The 17,849-nt window shown below is 52.6% G+C and carries 18 protein-coding genes; 14 read left to right on the forward strand and 4 right to left on the reverse strand.

Annotated elements, in window-relative coordinates:
• Positions 1 to 46: 46 nt before the first annotated feature.
• The 3 genes from ACQZ5M_RS03155 to ACQZ5M_RS03165 all read right to left on the reverse strand — a co-directional run bounded on the left by ACQZ5M_RS03155 (position 47) and on the right by ACQZ5M_RS03165 (position 2,846).
• Positions 47 to 838 carry a glycosyltransferase family 25 protein gene (locus ACQZ5M_RS03155; RefSeq protein ID WP_296074784.1) on the reverse strand — a complete coding sequence of 264 codons (792 nt, stop codon included), beginning with the start codon at positions 836 to 838 and terminating at the stop codon, positions 47 to 49.
• Positions 839 to 848: 10 nt separating this feature from the next.
• Entirely contained in the window at positions 849 to 1,883 is a 1,035-nt protein-coding gene (locus ACQZ5M_RS03160; protein ID WP_449079058.1) for a glycosyltransferase, read from the reverse strand.
• 150 nt (positions 1,884 to 2,033) lie between these two features.
• Positions 2,034 to 2,846, reverse strand: coding sequence for a glycosyltransferase family 25 protein (locus tag ACQZ5M_RS03165; protein WP_449079059.1), 813 nt, complete (start codon positions 2,844 to 2,846; stop codon positions 2,034 to 2,036).
• A 659-nt stretch (positions 2,847 to 3,505) separates the two neighbouring features.
• Between ACQZ5M_RS03165 and ACQZ5M_RS03170 the strand changes: the two genes are divergently transcribed.
• The 12 genes from ACQZ5M_RS03170 to ACQZ5M_RS03225 all read left to right on the forward strand — a co-directional run bounded on the left by ACQZ5M_RS03170 (position 3,506) and on the right by ACQZ5M_RS03225 (position 14,828).
• Entirely contained in the window at positions 3,506 to 4,825 is a 1,320-nt protein-coding gene (locus ACQZ5M_RS03170) for an N-acetyl sugar amidotransferase (protein WP_296078624.1), read from the forward strand.
• Positions 4,826 to 4,838: 13 nt separating this feature from the next.
• Positions 4,839 to 5,627, forward strand: coding sequence for an imidazole glycerol phosphate synthase subunit HisF (hisF, locus tag ACQZ5M_RS03175; protein ID WP_296078625.1), 789 nt, complete (start codon positions 4,839 to 4,841; stop codon positions 5,625 to 5,627).
• Positions 5,627 to 6,277 carry an imidazole glycerol phosphate synthase subunit HisH gene (gene hisH, locus ACQZ5M_RS03180; protein WP_296078626.1) on the forward strand — a complete coding sequence of 217 codons (651 nt, stop codon included), beginning with the start codon at positions 5,627 to 5,629 and terminating at the stop codon, positions 6,275 to 6,277. The genes hisF and hisH overlap by 1 nt, the downstream gene beginning before the upstream one ends.
• A gap of 122 nt (positions 6,278 to 6,399) precedes the next feature.
• Positions 6,400 to 7,407 carry an NAD-dependent 4,6-dehydratase LegB gene (locus ACQZ5M_RS03185; protein WP_296078627.1) on the forward strand — a complete coding sequence of 336 codons (1,008 nt, stop codon included), beginning with the start codon at positions 6,400 to 6,402 and terminating at the stop codon, positions 7,405 to 7,407.
• Positions 7,404 to 8,594 (forward strand): LegC family aminotransferase, encoded by a 1,191-nt coding sequence (locus ACQZ5M_RS03190; RefSeq protein WP_296078628.1) that lies wholly within the window; start codon positions 7,404 to 7,406, stop codon positions 8,592 to 8,594. The genes ACQZ5M_RS03185 and ACQZ5M_RS03190 overlap by 4 nt, the downstream gene beginning before the upstream one ends.
• Positions 8,595 to 8,599: 5 nt before the next feature.
• Positions 8,600 to 9,739 (forward strand): UDP-N-acetylglucosamine 2-epimerase, encoded by a 1,140-nt coding sequence (gene neuC / locus ACQZ5M_RS03195; protein ID WP_296078661.1) that lies wholly within the window; start codon positions 8,600 to 8,602, stop codon positions 9,737 to 9,739.
• On the forward strand, positions 9,736 to 10,833 hold the full coding sequence (gene neuB / locus ACQZ5M_RS03200; RefSeq protein WP_296078629.1) for an N-acetylneuraminate synthase: 1,098 nt from the start codon (positions 9,736 to 9,738) through the stop codon (positions 10,831 to 10,833). The genes neuC and neuB overlap by 4 nt, the downstream gene beginning before the upstream one ends.
• Position 10,834: 1 nt before the next feature.
• On the forward strand, positions 10,835 to 11,518 hold the full coding sequence (locus ACQZ5M_RS03205; protein WP_296078630.1) for an acetyltransferase: 684 nt from the start codon (positions 10,835 to 10,837) through the stop codon (positions 11,516 to 11,518).
• The gene (locus tag ACQZ5M_RS03210) at positions 11,509 to 12,561 is read left to right on the forward strand and encodes a nucleotidyltransferase family protein (protein ID WP_296078631.1); all 1,053 of its coding nucleotides are present in this window, start codon (positions 11,509 to 11,511) and stop codon (positions 12,559 to 12,561) included. Before ACQZ5M_RS03205 ends, ACQZ5M_RS03210 begins: the two co-directional genes overlap by 10 nt.
• Positions 12,561 to 13,274, forward strand: coding sequence for an acylneuraminate cytidylyltransferase family protein (locus tag ACQZ5M_RS03215; protein ID WP_296078632.1), 714 nt, complete (start codon positions 12,561 to 12,563; stop codon positions 13,272 to 13,274). Before ACQZ5M_RS03210 ends, ACQZ5M_RS03215 begins: the two co-directional genes overlap by 1 nt.
• A 115-nt stretch (positions 13,275 to 13,389) precedes the next feature.
• Positions 13,390 to 14,526, forward strand: coding sequence for a hypothetical protein (locus tag ACQZ5M_RS03220; protein WP_449079060.1), 1,137 nt, complete (start codon positions 13,390 to 13,392; stop codon positions 14,524 to 14,526).
• A 98-nt stretch (positions 14,527 to 14,624) separates the two neighbouring features.
• Positions 14,625 to 14,828, forward strand: coding sequence for a hypothetical protein (locus tag ACQZ5M_RS03225; RefSeq protein ID WP_296078634.1), 204 nt, complete (start codon positions 14,625 to 14,627; stop codon positions 14,826 to 14,828).
• A 10-nt stretch (positions 14,829 to 14,838) separates the two neighbouring features.
• Here the strand turns inward: ACQZ5M_RS03225 and ACQZ5M_RS03230 are convergent, their stop codons facing one another.
• Entirely contained in the window at positions 14,839 to 15,306 is a 468-nt protein-coding gene (locus ACQZ5M_RS03230; protein WP_062598662.1) for an Lrp/AsnC family transcriptional regulator, read from the reverse strand.
• Between the two features lie 236 nt (positions 15,307 to 15,542).
• Between ACQZ5M_RS03230 and trxB the strand changes: the two genes are divergently transcribed.
• Both trxB and ACQZ5M_RS03240 read left to right on the forward strand, forming a co-directional pair.
• Entirely contained in the window at positions 15,543 to 16,517 is a 975-nt protein-coding gene (trxB, locus tag ACQZ5M_RS03235) for a thioredoxin-disulfide reductase (protein ID WP_296078635.1), read from the forward strand.
• 24 nt (positions 16,518 to 16,541) lie between these two features.
• On the forward strand, positions 16,542 to 17,438 hold the full coding sequence (locus tag ACQZ5M_RS03240) for a LysR family transcriptional regulator VtlR (protein WP_296014747.1): 897 nt from the start codon (positions 16,542 to 16,544) through the stop codon (positions 17,436 to 17,438).
• Positions 17,439 to 17,849: the final 411 nt, after the last annotated feature.

Below are 17,849 nucleotides of genomic sequence, written 5' to 3' on the forward strand. Positions count from 1 at the left end.
GCACTTTCTCGGGCTTGGACTGTAAGGTGGTTGTAACGGGGCGAGATCACGAGAAATACTTCAGCTTGGTCGCGATCAGCTTGTCCACCATAAGCCGCCGCTGTTTGCGCAGACCATAAAGGAAGCTCCGGGCATTACGGCTTCTCGATATCTTTCCGGGATGCGCAATATCGCTGACCGCATCGGTGGTGGACACGGGCCTTGGAAAGAAAGAATAGCCTCCGCCAACGCGGGTAATCCAATAGCGGAAGAAGTTATCGACCGGCGCGAAGATCACACGGTGTCCATCGACGAACTCCTGCGCACCCTTCCTCGACCACAGAATGGCGCCTGTCGTCATCGGAAAATAGTGGGCGGAGCAAAGAGTAAATATATTTTTCCCGAAGCTCATGGTCTTCAGTGGACGGAAGATTTTCAGCTTCTCATTGCCCATGTTGACGATCCGCCACTCGGGATCATGCGCTTTGAGAAAACCGATCGTTTCCGTCACGATCGCCTGCAGGGCTTCATGCGGTGCGGCGTCATCTTCGATCACGAGGCAGTAGGAGCTGTCCGTCCGAAGAAACGCTTTCGCTGCACTCAAATGACTGTAATAGCAGCCGATTTCGCCACCAACCAACTCGCGGCCCATATAGCGTCTGGCAGCTGCGGCATCATAATCGGCAACAGTATCAAGGGCGAGCTTGCGCCCATCGAAAGCCGAGAGGCGCTCGAATGCGACACCGGCTTTCTCAAGCGACGCCGACACTTGTGAGAAACGCTCCGTGCTGCCATCCAGATTGATGACGTAGCAGCAGAAATCGGCATTCAGCGCGATGTCGTTTGAGTTGGAGACCATCAATAACGTCCTATCGTTTCATCTGCTTGAACAGATCGAGATAGGCATCCACCACCGCATCCTTGCGGAAATCAGCGTCAAGCCTTGCCCTGCCCTGCTTTCGCAGTTTCGCTGCCAGTTGATCATCTGTGCGGATACGATTGATCGCCGCAAGGGTGCCATCCACATCGTCGATGTCACACATGAGCGCATCTTCCCCATCTCGGATAAACCAGGAAGGCCCTTCGGAACGGGTGGAGACCACCGGCACATCCGCCTGCCAGGCTTCGAGCACCACATTGCCAAGCGGCTCATGGCGCGATGGCATAACGAAGATCGAGCCCGCGGCAACATGATTCATCGGCTCCTCGACCCAGCCGGTGAAGCGGGTACGGTCTGTCATGCCCAATTCCTGCACCAGTTGCTCCATCTCGGCGCGCTTGTCGCCGTCGCCGATCAGCCACAGCCAGGCATCGGGAATTTGCGCCACGGCCTTGATCAGAACATCGAACCCCTTGCGCCGGATGAACCGTCCGGTGCCCACGACGAGGAAGGCATCTTCCGGTGTCCCCATGCTGGCACGCGATACCGGCTTGATAGTGGTTTCACGAACGAAATTGGAGACGACCTTGACCGGCTTCGTCCATCCCAATTGCACGCAGGCCTCGGCAATGCCGGGCGCATTGGCAACGATCAGATCATTGTTGCGAAAATTCTTGAGATGACGGGGATAATCGCCAAGCCGCGTCAGCCGCACGCTGTTGCCATGTGCTGGAACAAGCCGCGAGGAGCGCGACATCCAGGCCATGACCACATCCGGCTTCCATTCGCGCATGATTTTGTTCACCTGCCAGCGAAGCCAGAGTGCCTTTGGCGAGATGCGGCGATATTCGCTTTCAATGGTAAGACCAAGGGCTGCAATCTCGTCGCGCCAGATGCGACCCGGACGCACGATAAAGCGCTGCTCGATGCCACGATCGCCAAAAGCCGTTGCCAGATTGACGAAGAAGCGCTCGGCACCGCCCTCTTTGCCGAAATGCATGTGAAGAATTCTTTCGGCACTCATCCAATATCGCTCCGCACCCGGCCAATGCTTAAGCGCTATATAACCGCGTCCGATAATAGTCCACGTGACTTATAGGGCAAAAGCGTGCTTGGCGGCCTTGCGCACAATAAAGGTAGCCAGAAACTGAAGCTTACGCAGACCAAATGACCGTCAGGGCGCGGAATCTTTCCAGAAAATCTCTCTGATGGCGCCTCGCTTGGTCAGGAAAACCATAAGCTGCCGGTGAATCTGGCTGATCTCGTTCCAGCCCCGACGCAGCTTCCTCAGTTTCAGCCGCCAGCCGGTGGGGCGAGCGGCCTTCCCGAACTTGGCAATATCGGAGTTGTACTCATAGTGCCGCTGCGTTGCCATTGCCGGCTGGACGATGAAAGGCTTCAATTGCCGGAAGACGGGCGACACCGTATCGTTGAAGAGAAAGTGATCGACCGGCACCCTCATACGTCCACGGTATGACAGCGCTACCTGTGCTGCCCGGCGCGACAGGATGTAGGCCCCGCCCCCCACATGGCGGGAGAACATGCGATGCAGCGCACGTTCCGTGTCAGGAACCTTGATCTCCGCATCTCCCAAAAGAACCTTGGAGATACCTGAGCCGAACTTCTCCAGCTTGATCACGTCCACATGGGAGGGAATCCAGTCATCCGACCTCAAGGCATTCGCGACATCGCCCGAGAGAAACACATCGTCCTCAAGCATCAAGCCAAACCGCGCGCCTGTCTGCAAAAAGGCTTCCCAGGCATAGGTATGGCTCACCGTGCAGGACCGATCGCCGAGGCCGAGCGCACCCAGCGGACCAGCAGGTGTAATGACGCCATCCAGCAACGCCTCATCCACCTTCGTGGCATCGCAGGCATCGACGCGGGTAAACGCCACGCCACGCTCTTCCAGATGATGCGACACGCGCTCCAGCCTGTCCTCGCGACGCGCAAGGTTGATGACGAAAACGGGAATGGCCTGGTTCATGTCGCACTCTTCCAACTCTCAAGGCCCAACAACGCCTTCGTAGCTCGGCGACTCTATAGGCTTTTCGACAATCACAGCACAAGGTGCATCGCTGGCTGGCGAGCCCGGACCAGGAATACTCCCCAGGCATCGGCACAAACTTCCCGGTTTATTTTGCCGACGACTTACGGTATCGCAGCGTAAACGCGCGCCTCCTTCAACTTGGACGCCTGCGCCAAGCAGAGATGAAAGCAAAAGGGGCTTTTTTCTCCCGGCCAAGTCGGCACCTGTCTGTCATACCGCCCTGCTCCTCAGCCGATGGAAACAACATAAATATATTAGAAAATACGAAATAATAAAGTTACACAATACGACTTCTCGACAAAAAGGCGTTTTTGCTCTTGCCTCTACCGATATGTATTTCACAAGAATCATGAGAACAGAATTTAATGTCGCACAACAGAGCACCCCAAGTGGGCCTCCCCAGGAATTAGTTTGTACGAAATATTCATCGCTAAATAAATTCTAAAATTTGAAATTGTGTATTATAGAAAGACATCCAATAAGTATTATTTAGAAAAAATTTAAAGTCTTGACGGGATGTCGAGCCTGTGGCAGGGAGCCGATGCTGTCACACTTCCGCAAGATTATTGTTATCTGCGCTGATCGGTCGATCCCACATGTATCTTAAGCCTAGTGCCTTAAACATAGATTTCTCACTGGCGGCCTACGCACCTGGCGCACATAACCCACCGAGAAAATACGGTCTCCCAGCATCCATATTATTTTGCAAGGAATGCGGAATTTCTAACCAACGGCCAAATTCAGCTGTTGAGTTCAAACATACAGAAACTTCAAAGAAGGAGACCATCCGTTTTGATGAGCAACAGGTATGCGATGCATGCCGCACGGCTCACCGCAAAAATGTCGAAATAGACTGGGACGAACGCAAGAGCCAACTAATCGCATTGTGTGACCGCTTCCGCAGCCGTAACGGGTCATACGACTGCTTAGTTCCCGGCTCTGGCGGCAAAGACAGCTTCTATCAATCATGGATGCTCAAGTACAAATACGGAATGAATCCGCTGACGGTAACTTGGGCTCCAAATATCTACACTGAGTGGGGACGACATAACTTTGATGCATGGATCCACTCTGGAATGGATAACTATCTGATGACGCCTTCAGGGCGATCCAAACGTCTTTTGACGCGCTTGGCCGTCGAGAATATTTTCCATCCGTTCCAGCCGTTCATCTTAGGACAAAAATGCTTTGCACCGAAGATGGCGATCCAACTCGGCATACCGTTAATCTTCTACGGGGAGAATGAAGCTGAATACGGTAATCCGATCGCCGACAATTCTGATGCGAAGCGATCGTTCGAGTTTTTCTCATCTTCATCAGAAGACAACATTTTTTTAGGCGGCGAGAGCGTGTCAAGCCTTAAGGCAAACTTTGGGCTATCACAGGCTGACCTGACGCCTTATCTTCCGTCAGACGTCCGTCCATTAGAGCAACTTGGCGCCGAGGTACACTATCTTGGGTATTATCTGAAGTGGCATCCACAGTCAGCTTATTATTTTGCAGTTGAAAATGGTGGTTTTCGCGCATCTCCTGAGCGCAACGCAGGGACTTATTCTAAATACAATTCTCTTGACGATAAAATCGACGATTTTCATTATTATACGACCTTCATTAAATTTGGAATCGGACGCGCGACATATGACGCCAGTCAGGAAGTTCGGTCCGGCGATATCGAAAGAGATGAGGCCGTCGCGCTTATAAAGCGCTACGACGGGGAGTTTCCTGAACGCTGGGCAGACGAAATTTTTCGCTACCTGAGTATCGATGAAAAGTCGTTCCCACAGGCCAGGAAGATGTTCGAACACCCTGACATGAATCGGCAATATTTTGACGCGTTGACAAATAAGTTCCGCTCACCCCACCTCTGGCAATACGAAGACGACGAGTGGTCGCTTCGTCACCAGATAACCCTTTAAAAAGGGGATAATTTTGCGGAATTTTCGCATAGTTGCGCGCCTTGACGTCAAGGTGAAAAGTCTGATCAAGGGTGTGCAGATGGAGGGCTGGCGAAAAGTTGGAGAACCTGCAGAATTCGCAGCAAGGTACGCACTAGAAGGTGCCGACGAGTTGATGTTCTTCGACGTCGTCGCCAGCCTTTACGAACGCAACAGCCTGCAAGAGACCGTTCGTCGCGTCGCTGCTCAGACATTTATTCCAATGACAGTGGGCGGTGGTGTTCGCTCGCTTGAAGACGTGCGCGAACTTCTCGCCTGCGGCGCAGACAAAGTGGCGATAAACACAGCCGCCACTCGTAATCCCCAACTCATCACCCAGGCATCTAACACGTTTGGCTCCCAGGCAGTGGTGATTTCGATAGAGACAAACCTTATCAATGGCCAGTGGTTGGTGATGACCGACAACGGACGTAATCATACCGGATTGCAAGCAGTAGACTGGGCGAGAGAAGCAGAGGCCAGAGGTGCCGGCGAAATAGTCTTAACAGCCATTCATAAGGAAGGCTTGGGGCAAGGACTTGATATTGAGCTTGCGAAAGGTGTTTGCGACGCGGTATCCATCCCGGTTGTTGTCGGGGGCGGACTGGGAAAAGCGGACCACCTCTCAGAACTTCTAACAAAAACGTCTGCCTCCGCAGTATCCGTTGCGCAAGCTCTACATTGGAACAAAACGACCTTGGCAGAACTGCGGAACACGGCGCGAAAGGCAGACTGCTTCGTTCGTGATCTCCCCACAGCATCGCATGATGAGGGACGTCTTTGATGGCGCGTCCGAACTGTGTAGTCGTTGATTATGGGATCGGTAATGTGTTCTCGGTGCTCCGCGCTTTGGAACGACTCGGCTTTAGCGCAACCCTATGCTCCGATCATTCTAAAATTCTGGCATCAGATCGCATCATCCTGCCTGGGGTCGGTGCCTTTGCGCGAGCTGCAAGTGAACTCCGCGCACGGGGACTAGACGAAGTCATTCGCACTTTCGTCGCAACAGGAAAACCTTTTTTAGGCATATGCGTGGGTATGCAACTGCTACTCGATGCCAGTGAAGAATTTGGATTGAGTAAAGGGCTAGGAATCATTCCCGGTACGGTACGAATGATCAGTGCTCGAGATAATGATGGCAGTCGGTGCAGAGTACCCCTCATCGGATGGTGTCCGGTCATGGAAACATATGAAGGCGCTTGGCGCGATACGCCGTTTGCCAATCTGCGCGCCGCTAATACGTTTTATTTCGTGCATAGCTTCCAAGCAAACGTTGTGGATCCGAGCAACCGAATTGGTGCCCACAGTCTCGGTACAAGTGCCGTGACCTCCGCTGTCGTGAGAGACAATGTGCTGGGGGTACAGTTTCATCCCGAGCGTTCGGCAGAGGCGGGCCACCAGTTTCTAGATGCCTTTATGAGCCAAACATTTTAAAAAAATTTCGTTCCACTTAAATGTTGTTATAAGCTTGATCGTGGCGTGCTGGGCGACTAATGACATCTTGATTAAGCATTCGCTGTTCCAAACAGCTGCATACGCGCAAAATAGGTCAAGGAATGTCCTCTCATAAAAAGGTCCTTGTGACCGGCGCCGATGGTTTTATTGGCTCTCATCTCGTCGAAGAATTGCTGAAGTCAGGATATGACACTCGCGCCTTCGTTATCTACAATTCGCTTGGCTCTTGGGGATGGCTCGATAAAATTGGGGATTACGCCAGGGGTAGCATCGATGTGTTCACTGGCGATATTCGCGATCCACAATGTGTTGAGGAGGCAATGAGGGGCTGCGATATAGTTCTGCACCTTGCCGCGTTGATCGCCATTCCGTACAGCTACCGGGCTGCTCAGAGCTATGTGGACGTTAACATCAATGGAACCTTGAACGTGCTCCAAGCTGCTGGACGGCTCGGGACCTCGCGTATTGTCTGCACGTCTACCTCTGAGGTTTACGGTACAGCCCAGTTCGTCCCGATCACGGAAGCGCACCCTCTCAATGCCCAATCCCCGTATGCCGCAACAAAAATAGGGGCAGATCAGCTAGCACTTTCGTTCCACCGTTCGATGGACACCCCCGTCACTATTTTGCGACCGTTCAATACCTACGGGCCGCGGCAGTCAGCACGTGCGGTTATACCGACCATCATAAGCCAGATAGCGTCTGGACACCGACGCATCCAGCTTGGCTCACTCACTCCGACGCGTGATTTCACCTTCGTACGAGACACTGCCCGCGGCTTTATTCAGGCCATGAACTGCGAGAATGCCCTCGGCAGCGTGATCAATATAGGGAGTGGGTTCGAAATTTCGATATCAGAAACAGTCAAGGCGATAGCCGAGGCAATGAATGTCGAGGTCGAGATTGTCCAAGACCTCACACGTATGCGGCCTGAAGCGAGTGAAGTAGAGCGCCTGTTTGCCGGAGTTGAGTACGCCAAGAAGCTTTTTGATTGGGCTCCCGAGTTCGGTGGGCGCGAGGGTTTCGTCAGAGGACTGGTAGAAACAGCGTCATGGTTCATGGATCCCGCTAACCTTGCCATGTACCGTACGGAGAGGTTCAACGAATGATCACAGAAGTGAACTCGCAGCGCCTAGCGGAAGATATCGTTCGACGAGTGCGAAAAGTCGTTGGCAAATCCAAGGACATGATCCCTTTGCATATTCCAGAGTTTACGGGCCGCGAATGGGAGCTTGTCAAAAATTGCCTGGACACGGGGTGGGTTTCATACGCGGGCAGCTACGTAGACGAATTTGAGAAGGACTTAGCAGAATTCTGCGGAGTCAAATATTCCGTGGCTGTGGTTAATGGCACTGTCGCTCTCCACATCGCATTGTCCATCTGTGGCGTCTCGCACGGTGATGAGGTATTGTTGCCAGCACTCACTTTCGTTGCAACGGCAAATGCCGTGGCTCATGCCGGGGCGACGCCGCATTTTGTTGATGCATGCGAGGAGACACTTGGGCTTGACCCTAAAGCGTTGCGCCATCATCTCGAGGAAACAGCGACCATGGGCCCGAATGGCGCCGTTAACCGTAAAACCGGTAGACGCATTGCCGCAATTGTTCCCATGCACGCATTTGGATTTCCGGTGGATATGGAGCCTCTGCTGGAGCTTTCCTCGGAATGGAATATTCCGATCGTTGAGGACTCGACAGAGTCGCTAGGCAGTACTTACAGAGGGCGGCCTTGTGGTAGTTTTGGACTCATGGGGACTCTTTCGTTCAATGGCAATAAGATTATTACGACAGGCGGCGGCGGCGCGCTTCTCACCGATAACGAAGCCCTCGCAAAAAGAGCCAAACATCTAACGACGACAGCCAAAAGGCCACATCGTTGGGAATTCTTTCATGACGAGATAGCCTATAACTATCGCTTGCCCAATATAAACGCTGCCCTAGGTTGCGCTCAACTTGAACAACTGCCTAGCCGGATTGAAGCCAAGCGCCGTGTCGCCGAGCGATATGCGGTTGCCTTCGCAGATTTGAATGGAGCCCGCATTTTGAAGGAACAGCCAGGCTCATTCGCCAACTACTGGCTAAACGCACTTATATTCGACCATGACCGCGCAACAACCCGAGATGCGGTTTTGGCCGCACTGAATGATTCCGGCCTCATGGCTCGGCCAATCTGGACATTGATGCATCGTCTGCCGATGTACGCTGATGCACCACGCGCAGATCTGACAGTGTCTGAGTCTCTGGCGAGCCGGGTGATAAATCTTCCATCGTCAGCATATTTGGCTGGGGCTACATGAATATTATGGCTGTTACCGGAACGCGGGCGGATTGGGGTCTGCTTCGACCGGTTCTGCGGTCCTTGCGCCAGCACAACCATATTACCGTTCGCCTCGCGATGACGGGCCAGCACTTGGTTGATCAGAATTCTTCTATCGATATCATACGGTCAGATGGCTTTCATATTGACGATGTCGTGGATATGGGCCTCGGAGGAGAAGATAGCGGGCAAGCAGTTGGTGAAGCTATGGGTCGTGGACTAACGGGATTTGCAACGCTTTACGGAAACCAGAAACCGGATCTAATCCTAATATTGGGTGACCGCTACGAGGCTCTGTCAGCTGCATCCGCTGCCTTGGTGGCACGCATACCTATAGCTCATATAGCGGGAGGAGATGTCACCGAGGGCGCTTTTGACGATGCTATTCGTCATGCCATTACCAAAATCGCGTCACTGCACTTTACGACGAATTTGCAGGCTCGGCAAAGGATCATCCAAATGGGCGAAGAGCCGGATCGAGTATTCGCAACCGGAAGCCCCGGGATTGACGCCATTATGGAGATACCTCGCATACCGAGATCGGAACTCTTGGCCGACATAGGTCTACCCCGAGACGTTGGACCGTTCGCTCTTGCTACATTCCATCCAGCGACCCTGTCGGACGATAACGAGCTTCAATGCGGAGAGCTTCTACGCGCCTTAGATTATTTCCCCGATCTCGCGATAGTCTTTACCGGGTCAAATGCCGACCCAGGCGCCAGGGCTGTCGAGCGCCAGATCATGTCGTGGGTCGATAAGCGTCCAAACGCTGTATTTCACGCTTCGCTTGGTTCCCGACGTTATTTCTCTGCGTTGGCAGTTGCCGATCTGGTTATCGGCAATTCATCCAGTGGTCTTTACGAAGCACCCACTTTCGGAATTCCGACGGTTAATATCGGCGATAGGCAAGCTCGCAGACCTAGGGCGATTTCGGTAGTAGATTGTATTGCCGTCCAGAGTGAGATCATTGTCGCCCTGAAAAAGGCCTTAAAATTGACATTTCCTGGTGGCGTCGAAAATCCCTATGGCGACGGTCAAGCTTCGCAACGTATCGCCGGCATTCTAGCCGGGATTTCAAACCCGGCGTCACTAGTGAGGAAATCCTTTAGGGACAGTTTCGAATGAAACAACAGTGCACCATCATTGCTGAAGCAGGCGTCAACCATAATGGAGATTTGAATGCGGCGCTGGAGCTTGTTGATAGAGCAGCTGAAGCTGGAGCAGACTTTGTCAAATTCCAGACTTTTCGCCCTGCAGAGCTTGCAAGCCATGTCGCACCGAAAGCCGCATATCAAACTCGAACAACAGATGCGACCGAAAGCCAATTAGATATGCTACGGCGTCTGGAACTGACAGAGGACGCTCACCAACATCTTATCGAACGCTGCGCTAAAAAAAAAATTGGCTTTCTATCGACCCCATTTGATCTCGCAAGCCTTCACTTCCTGACCAGAGAGTTAAATTTACAGCTCATTAAACTAGGCTCAGGCGACTTGACCAATGCTCCCCTTTTGCTAGCCGCCGGGAGAAGTGGAGCGCGAATAATTCTGTCCACAGGAATGGGAACTCTGTCCGAAGTTGAACAGGCGTTAGGTGTGATCGCCTATGGGATTTTGGCGGAAGATAAGCCATCGACAGCCGCTTTCCGGTCCGTGTTAAACCTTCCGGAAGCATGGAAAGCGCTCCAGACCAGTGTCACTCTCTTGCACTGTACAACTGAATATCCAGCAGCCGTGGAAGACACCAACCTCAGCGCCATGACAACAATGCGGCAGGCATATGGATTGCCCGTCGGCTATTCCGACCATACAGAAGGAAACGCGATTTCGTTCGCCGCGGTAGCTATGGGTGCGTCAGTTATCGAAAAACATTTCACTTTAGACAGAAAGATGTCTGGACCTGATCATGCCGCGTCTCTCGAGCCCGCAGAACTCGTAGACCTTGTCCAAGGCATCCGTGATGTCGAGGTAGCAATCGGTACAGGAATAAAAAGACCAGGACGCGCTGAGCTCGCAAACCGGATTGTTGCTCGTAAAAGTCTTATAGCGTCACGGGACCTACCCGCTGGCACTATTCTGAGCGAGGGAGACATTAGGACTAAACGCCCGGGTGGCGGCCTTTCTGCAATGTTGTACTGGGAAGCGATTGGAAAACCCCTCGCTGAAGATGTAACAGAAGGTAGTTATATCCGAATAGCATGCCAAATGGACCCTGAATGATATGGCAGCGGTTACATATTTCGGATTGTTTGGCACCGGCGGATGCGCAAGATCGATTATGCCTTTCGTTCCCAGTGCCCTAGAGAACGTTTTAGGTCCGTTTGATGTGGACCTAGAAATAGTTTTCGTTGACCGACAGGCAGGACAGCCGATAAACGGTGTTCCGGTCATGAGCGAAGCAGAATTTCTGTCCCTGAATGCTACGCGCTATTTCAACATAGGTATATCCAATTCGTCCCTACGCCGGAAGCTAGCTGAAACTGCAATTGCAAATGGAGCAATCCCAGCCAAACTGATCGCGCCTTCGGCACAGATATTCTCGGACAGCGGGATCGGCGAAGGTGCAATTATTTGCCCAAACACCGTTATCACAGTAGATGTTCAGATCGGTCGCTTCTTCCAGATAAACCTATTTTCCTATGTAGAGCATGATTGCGTAATCGGCGATTTCGTGACCTTCGCCCCGGGAGTGCGGTGCAACGGCGCGGTAGAGATTGGAGATGGAGCCTACATAGGCAGCGGCGCGGTTATCCGAGAGGGCACTCCAGAGAGGCCAATGCGGATCGGAGCCGGCGCGATGGTGGGTATGGGGGCGGTGGTAACGCGCAGTGTAGACAACGGCAGTATTGTTGTAGGCAATCCAGCAAGACCGAAAGGACATCAAGGGCGCATTTTATGCAGGTAAATTTCAACACGGCGTGCATACCTGAAAATTCTACAATACGCGAAGCGATGATTGCAATAGATCGTGGAGGCATACAGCTTGCTCTAGTGCTCGATGCTGATCGGCGACTCATTGCCACGGTAACGGATGGTGACATACGTCGCGGTCTTTTGAGTGGCCTGAATATCGAAGCACCGATCTCACATGTCATGAACAGGCAGCCCATTGCGGTCTCCGCCAGTGCTGGGCGGGCAGCAGCCCGTCTCATGATGAGAGAAAAGCGACTGCACCATGTACCGTTGATCGACTCGGAGCGACGAATAGTCGATCTCGCATGGGTTGACGAAATAATCGGGCTTGAGCCCAACAAGACCCGCATCGTTTTAATGGCGGGCGGGCTTGGAAAGCGCCTGCGTCCACTTACGGATTCCGTTCCGAAGCCAATGTTGCAGGTCGGCAATCGTCCGCTCATCGAGGTCATGATTCAAAATCTTATTGATCAAGGCTTCAGCCGCTTCACCCTTGCTGTGAACTATCTTTCTGAAATGATTGAGCAACATTTTGGTGACGGTTCACAACTGGGCGTGGAAATCGACTACATACATGAAAAAGAAAGAATGGGAACGGCAGGCGCGCTTTCTCTCATGCATCAGTGGCCCGATAGTCCCTTCGTCGTCATGAACGGCGATCTTTTGACCAGCCTGAGATTTGAGCAAATGCTCCGGTTTCATGTAGAAGAAAAATCACTTGCGACCATGGGTACGCGCGAGTTCAGTATGCAGGTGCCTTATGGGGTAATACAAACCGAAAATGATCGGCTGGTTGGAATTGAAGAGAAGCCCAATCAAAGCTTTCATGTAAATGCCGGGATATATATACTGTCACCCAGCATTGTGGATCTAATCGAAACGGGTGTTCCACTTGATATGCCCGACCTTTTCCTGCGAGCCTTGAGACGAGGTGAAGTGACGACCGTTTATCCGATCCGAGACTACTGGATTGACATCGGTCGCAGCGAGGATCTAGACCGTGCTCGAACCGAGTTCCAAACGGTATTTGGCTAATGGAGAAGGTAGACGGCGTTATCGCTATTATTCCAGCGCGAGGCGGATCCAAAGGACTTCCCCGGAAAAATATTTTAAAGTTAGGCGGCAAGCCATTGATCGCCTGGACAATCCACGCTGCGCTTGAGTCTGGTACTGTCGATCGTGTCGTAGTTTCTACAGATGACGAAGAAATCGCCGAAGTTTCGCAGCGCGAAGGCGCCGAAGTGCCATTCTTACGACCCGCTCATCTGGCGACCGAAACAGCAAAATCAGTGGATGTGATGCGGAATATGTTGGAAGCCTTTCCACATCACGAAACAGCCATCTTGCTTCAGCCAACATCACCATTTCGGACCGGTCGTGACATAGACAAAGCTATAGACCTGTTCAAAGGACATAAAACCAGAAGCTGTACATCTGTGTACACGGCGGAGGAATCGCCTTATTTGATGTTTTACACCGGAGATGATCACAGATTGACTCGCGTCCTTGGTTCTGACGTCGCAAAAAATTTGCGCCGACAAGATCTGTCATCCGTGGTGCTTCTTAATGGTGCGATCTACATCGTCGACGTGCCGACGTTTTTGAAGGACAACAGCTTTATCCACGCTGATACGGTCGGTTACCTTATGCCACGAGCGCGCTCTATCGACATCGATACTGAGGAGGATTTTGCTGATGCTGCCGAAACGTTGAAAAATTGGGGCGGGATTATTAAAACAGACCCATAGGTACCCAAGCTAAATAGTCCTGGAATTATTGACCCCGTCACAACTGCTGCCCCAAGTTGATCATCCAAACAAGACATGACTTTGGTTATCAGTTTATCACTAGGCTTATATCTATATGAAACAGCGTCGCGCGATCGTTTTCTGTCATGGTGCTAGAGAGCGAACATTGCAAGAAAGTGGTGGTGTAGTTTGCTTATCTCAAATCTTTGACACGATTTTAGATACGAGCGAATTTAGCAAGCCGTGGGAGTTCAACTTCGGTTACCACGATCTGTTTCGGGGTGATAATGTCGTATTTCTATCGTCGCTTTCGGACGCTGAAGAATTTTTCAGAAAGCAAGCCTTTGATTACATTTTGGTAGTGGGTCTCGAATGGTCGAAAGATCGTAATAGCCTCACGCGCTTGATCAGCGAAAATTGCCGTGACTGGGGCATACTGTTCATTCGGGGAGATATGCTAGATCTGTTTCACGGACGTCGCTACGACACACGATGGTTTATTGGTTGGCGGCAATATCTTCGTCGTTGGTTAAAAAAACTACCAAATGATACCCGTCCCGCGGCGCACTATTTCAGCAACGAATTGAACGCCTTTGAATTCCCCGAAGTTGTACGAGGAAAGACTAAGGTAGTCCCAGTCAATCACTCTGATTATATCAAATTAAAAAACGCAAATCCCTCGCGAGAAGATGGTGAAATAGTATTTATTGATCAAGCGGTTACTTTTACTTTTTCAGACTCAGATAAAAACCACGCAGAGGAACGATTTTACGACAAAAAAAGGGCAGAACAATACTTTGAAATGTTGAACACTTATCTCGTGTCAATGGGGGAGACGACTGGCTTGGGGGTAACAGTTTGTTTGCACCCTAACGCTCCAGAAGATTATCCCTCCTCATTTCATCCCTCTTTTCAAATCTCTCGAGGGAAAACGTTAGATCATGTGGCGAAAGCAAAACTTGTTGTAACGCACTGCTCAATGGCGACTGCATATTGCCATCTCTTGAAGGTTCCTACTGTCATTTTAGTTTTTCCTAAAACGGAGATGCCGAAATCACTTTATAAGAGTACTATTAGAAAAGCCTCACAAGAGAAACTCACGTTACAACGTTGGCCGACATCAAACGCCCCGAAAATCGCGATTAGGCCTGCAGGTCATAAAGTGATTACCGCGTTTCTTAATCCGGTCACACAGGATGAACCCCTTTGTGACGTAATGGAGCAAGAAATAAAAAATCTTGCTGGCGGCTAATAAGACATCCTATCTAGCTCCGCTTGCAAGTCAGGCAAAATTTTCTAGCTGTCCCAGTATCCCGGTCATTTTTTTAGCCGGAGTCAGCGGCATCACTCATGGATGACCGCTACGATCCCGAAAAGCAGTTCTATGACGGCATCAATCCGGCCATGGAGGACTTCGTACGTCCTTATAAGAACTACATGCTCGGGGCAAAAAGGCGCTTTATCATCACCGATATCGGGCGCGAATGGCGTGATGAGCGGAAGTTGACGAAGACCTATGTCGATGGCGTTTCCAATTGGGAGCAGGAAGGCTGACCGCCTCCCATCAAACCTCAACCAACCCCAACCTCTTCACCTGCCGGATGGTCAACATCGTCCGCACCGTCTCCACATGCTCATCCGCCGTCAGCACCTCGATGACGAAGTCCTGAAACTGCGTGAGGTTTTCGGCCACACAATGAAGCAGGAAGTCGCTGTCGCCTGAGACCATCCAGGCTTGGCGCACTAAGGGCCAGCGGTCGGTAGCGGCAGCGAAGGCTTTGAGGTTGGCTTCGGACTGGCGCTTCAGGCCCACCATGCAGAAGGCCACCAGATCGAAGCCGAGCTTGGGGGCGTTCAGCATCGCGTGGTAGCCTTCGATGATGCCCGCCTCTTCCAGCTTGCGCACGCGGCGCAGGCAGGGCGGCGCGGAGATGCCGACGCGGTCGGCGAGCTCGACATTGGTCATGCGGCCGTCGCGCTGCAGTTCACGCAAGATTTTGAGATCGATGGCATCGAGTTCGACGCTGGCCACGCATGCATTCCTTCGTCAGCGGTTACGTGCTTCCTTCTACTCCACGCGACGGGATTCGCAATAATCCGTCGTGCCCACGACACAAAATTACGTGTTCTCCCGCAACTGCCCTGTTGGTAATGCACGGCTGCCCTTGAATATCGGCACTGGACACCCTTAAATGCTGCGCAAGAAGGGTATCAATCTTGGCGCCATGATGAGTCCGGCTGCCTGCACCCTGTTGAAAGGAACGTCTCATGTCCGCCCGCCATACAAAGGTTTTGATCATCGGCTCTGGCCCCGCCGGTTACACCGCCGCCATCTATGCTGCTCGCGCCATGCTTCAGCCGGTTCTGATTGCCGGCATGGAACAGGGCGGGCAGTTGATGATCACCACGGATGTGGAAAACTATCCAGGTTACGCCGATCCCATCCAGGGGCCTTTCCTTATGGATCAGATGCTGAAGCAGGCGCAGCATGTCGGTGCGGAGATCGTCAACGATCTGGTGACCGAGGTTGAGACGACCAGCCGCCCGTTCACAGTGAAGACCGACTCCGGCGCGGTCTGGACCGCCGATACGCTCATCATCGCCACCGGCGCCAAGGCAAAGTGGCTTGGGATTGAGAGCGAGCAGCATTTTCAGGGCTTCGGCGTTTCTGCTTGCGCCACCTGCGATGGCTTCTTCTATCGCAACAGGGACGTGATCGTGGTCGGCGGCGGCAACTCCGCCGTCGAGGAAGCGCTTTATCTCGCCAACATTGCGAAGTCGGTTACCGTCGTGCATCGCCGTGACAGCTTCCGTTCGGAAAAAATTCTGCAGGAACGTCTCTTTGCAAAGGAGAACGTGAACGTCCTGTGGAACACCGAGGTCGCCGAAATCACGGGCACGCCTGCCAAGCCGCCGATGCCACCTTCGGTTACCGGCGCGCGCCTGCGCAACACCAAAACCGGCGAGATTACCGAAATGCCGATCCACGGCGTCTTCGTCGCAATCGGTCATGCACCGGCGGTCGAACTGTTCAAGGACAAGCTGAAGCTGAAGCCGAACGGCTATATGTGGACGGCACCGGATTCGACGGCAACAAATGTCGAAGGCATTTTCGCCGCAGGCGACGTTACCGACGATACCTATCGCCAAGCCATCACCGCGGCCGGAATGGGTTGCATGGCGGCTCTCGAAGCCGAACGTTATCTCGCGGCGCAAGCACCGCTGGCTGTTGCAGCCGAATAAAGAAGGGCACTAAACCGCATGCCTATGCCATTGGACTGGGACAAACTGCGCATATTTCATGCGGCTGCCGAAGCTGGATCCTTCACCCATGCAGCCGACAAGCTGCATCTGTCCCAGTCCGCCATCAGCCGCCAGGTCAGCGCGCTGGAGCAGGACGTCGGCGTCAAGCTTTTCCACCGTCATGCGCGCGGCCTGATTCTCACCGAGCAGGGCGAGTTGCTTTATCGAACCGCGCATGACGTGCTGCTGAAGCTCGAAACCGTCAAGATGCAGCTGACGGAAACGACCGAGAAGCCGAGCGGCAAGTTGCGTGTCACCACGACTGTCGGTCTCGGCCAAGGCTGGCTGACGGACAAGGTGCAGGAATTCCTCCAGCTCTATCCGGAAATGTCGATCCAGCTCATCCTCGACAACGAGGAACTGGACGTCAACATGCGCCATGCGGACTGCGCCATTCGACTGCGCCAGCCGCAACAGTCCGATCTGATCCAGCGCAAGCTCTTCACCGTGCATATGCACGTCTATGCAGCGCCCTCGTACATCAACCGCTATGGAGAGCCGCAGTCGATCGAAGATCTGGACAACCACAAGATCATCTCTTTCGGCGAGCCCGCGCCGAACTATTTGCTGGACGTGAACTGGCTGGAAAATGCCGGGCGCTCGTCCGACAACACGCGGCTCGCTCACCTGCAGATCAACAGCCAGACATCGATCAAGCGCGCATGCCTGCTTGGCATCGGTATTGCCTGCCTTCCCGACTACATTGTGGGACGCGATCCAGGCCTCATCCAGCTGTCGCTTCCGGCCGATATTCCATCCTTCGATACCTATTTCTGCTATCCGGATGAGATGAAAAACGCTGCAAAACTTAAGGCCTTCCGCGATTTTATCGTGGCAAAGGCCCGAAACTGGAATTTCTGACGCTCCGCTGCGGTCTTAAAAGATCAACCAATACAAGGTGATGAGCGACCTTGTCATACCTGCGTGAGGCTTGCGTCCGAAGACAGTCTTGCGCCAGAAATATGACCGCGCGTCCGAGTGATGCACAAAACGCATGCCTGTCCTGCACAAAAAAGAGTTGAAGCCTGCCCATAAAAGCATCATATCGCACACAGCTGATGCACACGGCGGCTTTTCCTCCCAGTTCCGCCGCATCAGCTGTTCCCCTCTGGAGGTTTTTGACCTTCACAATTACAAGGGCCCTGGAGCAATCCGGCGGCCCTCTTTTTTTACCCGCAACATTTTTCCTCGGTGGCCTGCGAAATTGGGCAAAATCGCCCTTGTTTCGCCGACCTTCCAGCGCCATATCTAAGTCTGCAACAGACATCTTAG

It is taken from the genome of Rhizobium sp. 22-785-1, assembly GCF_053521965.1.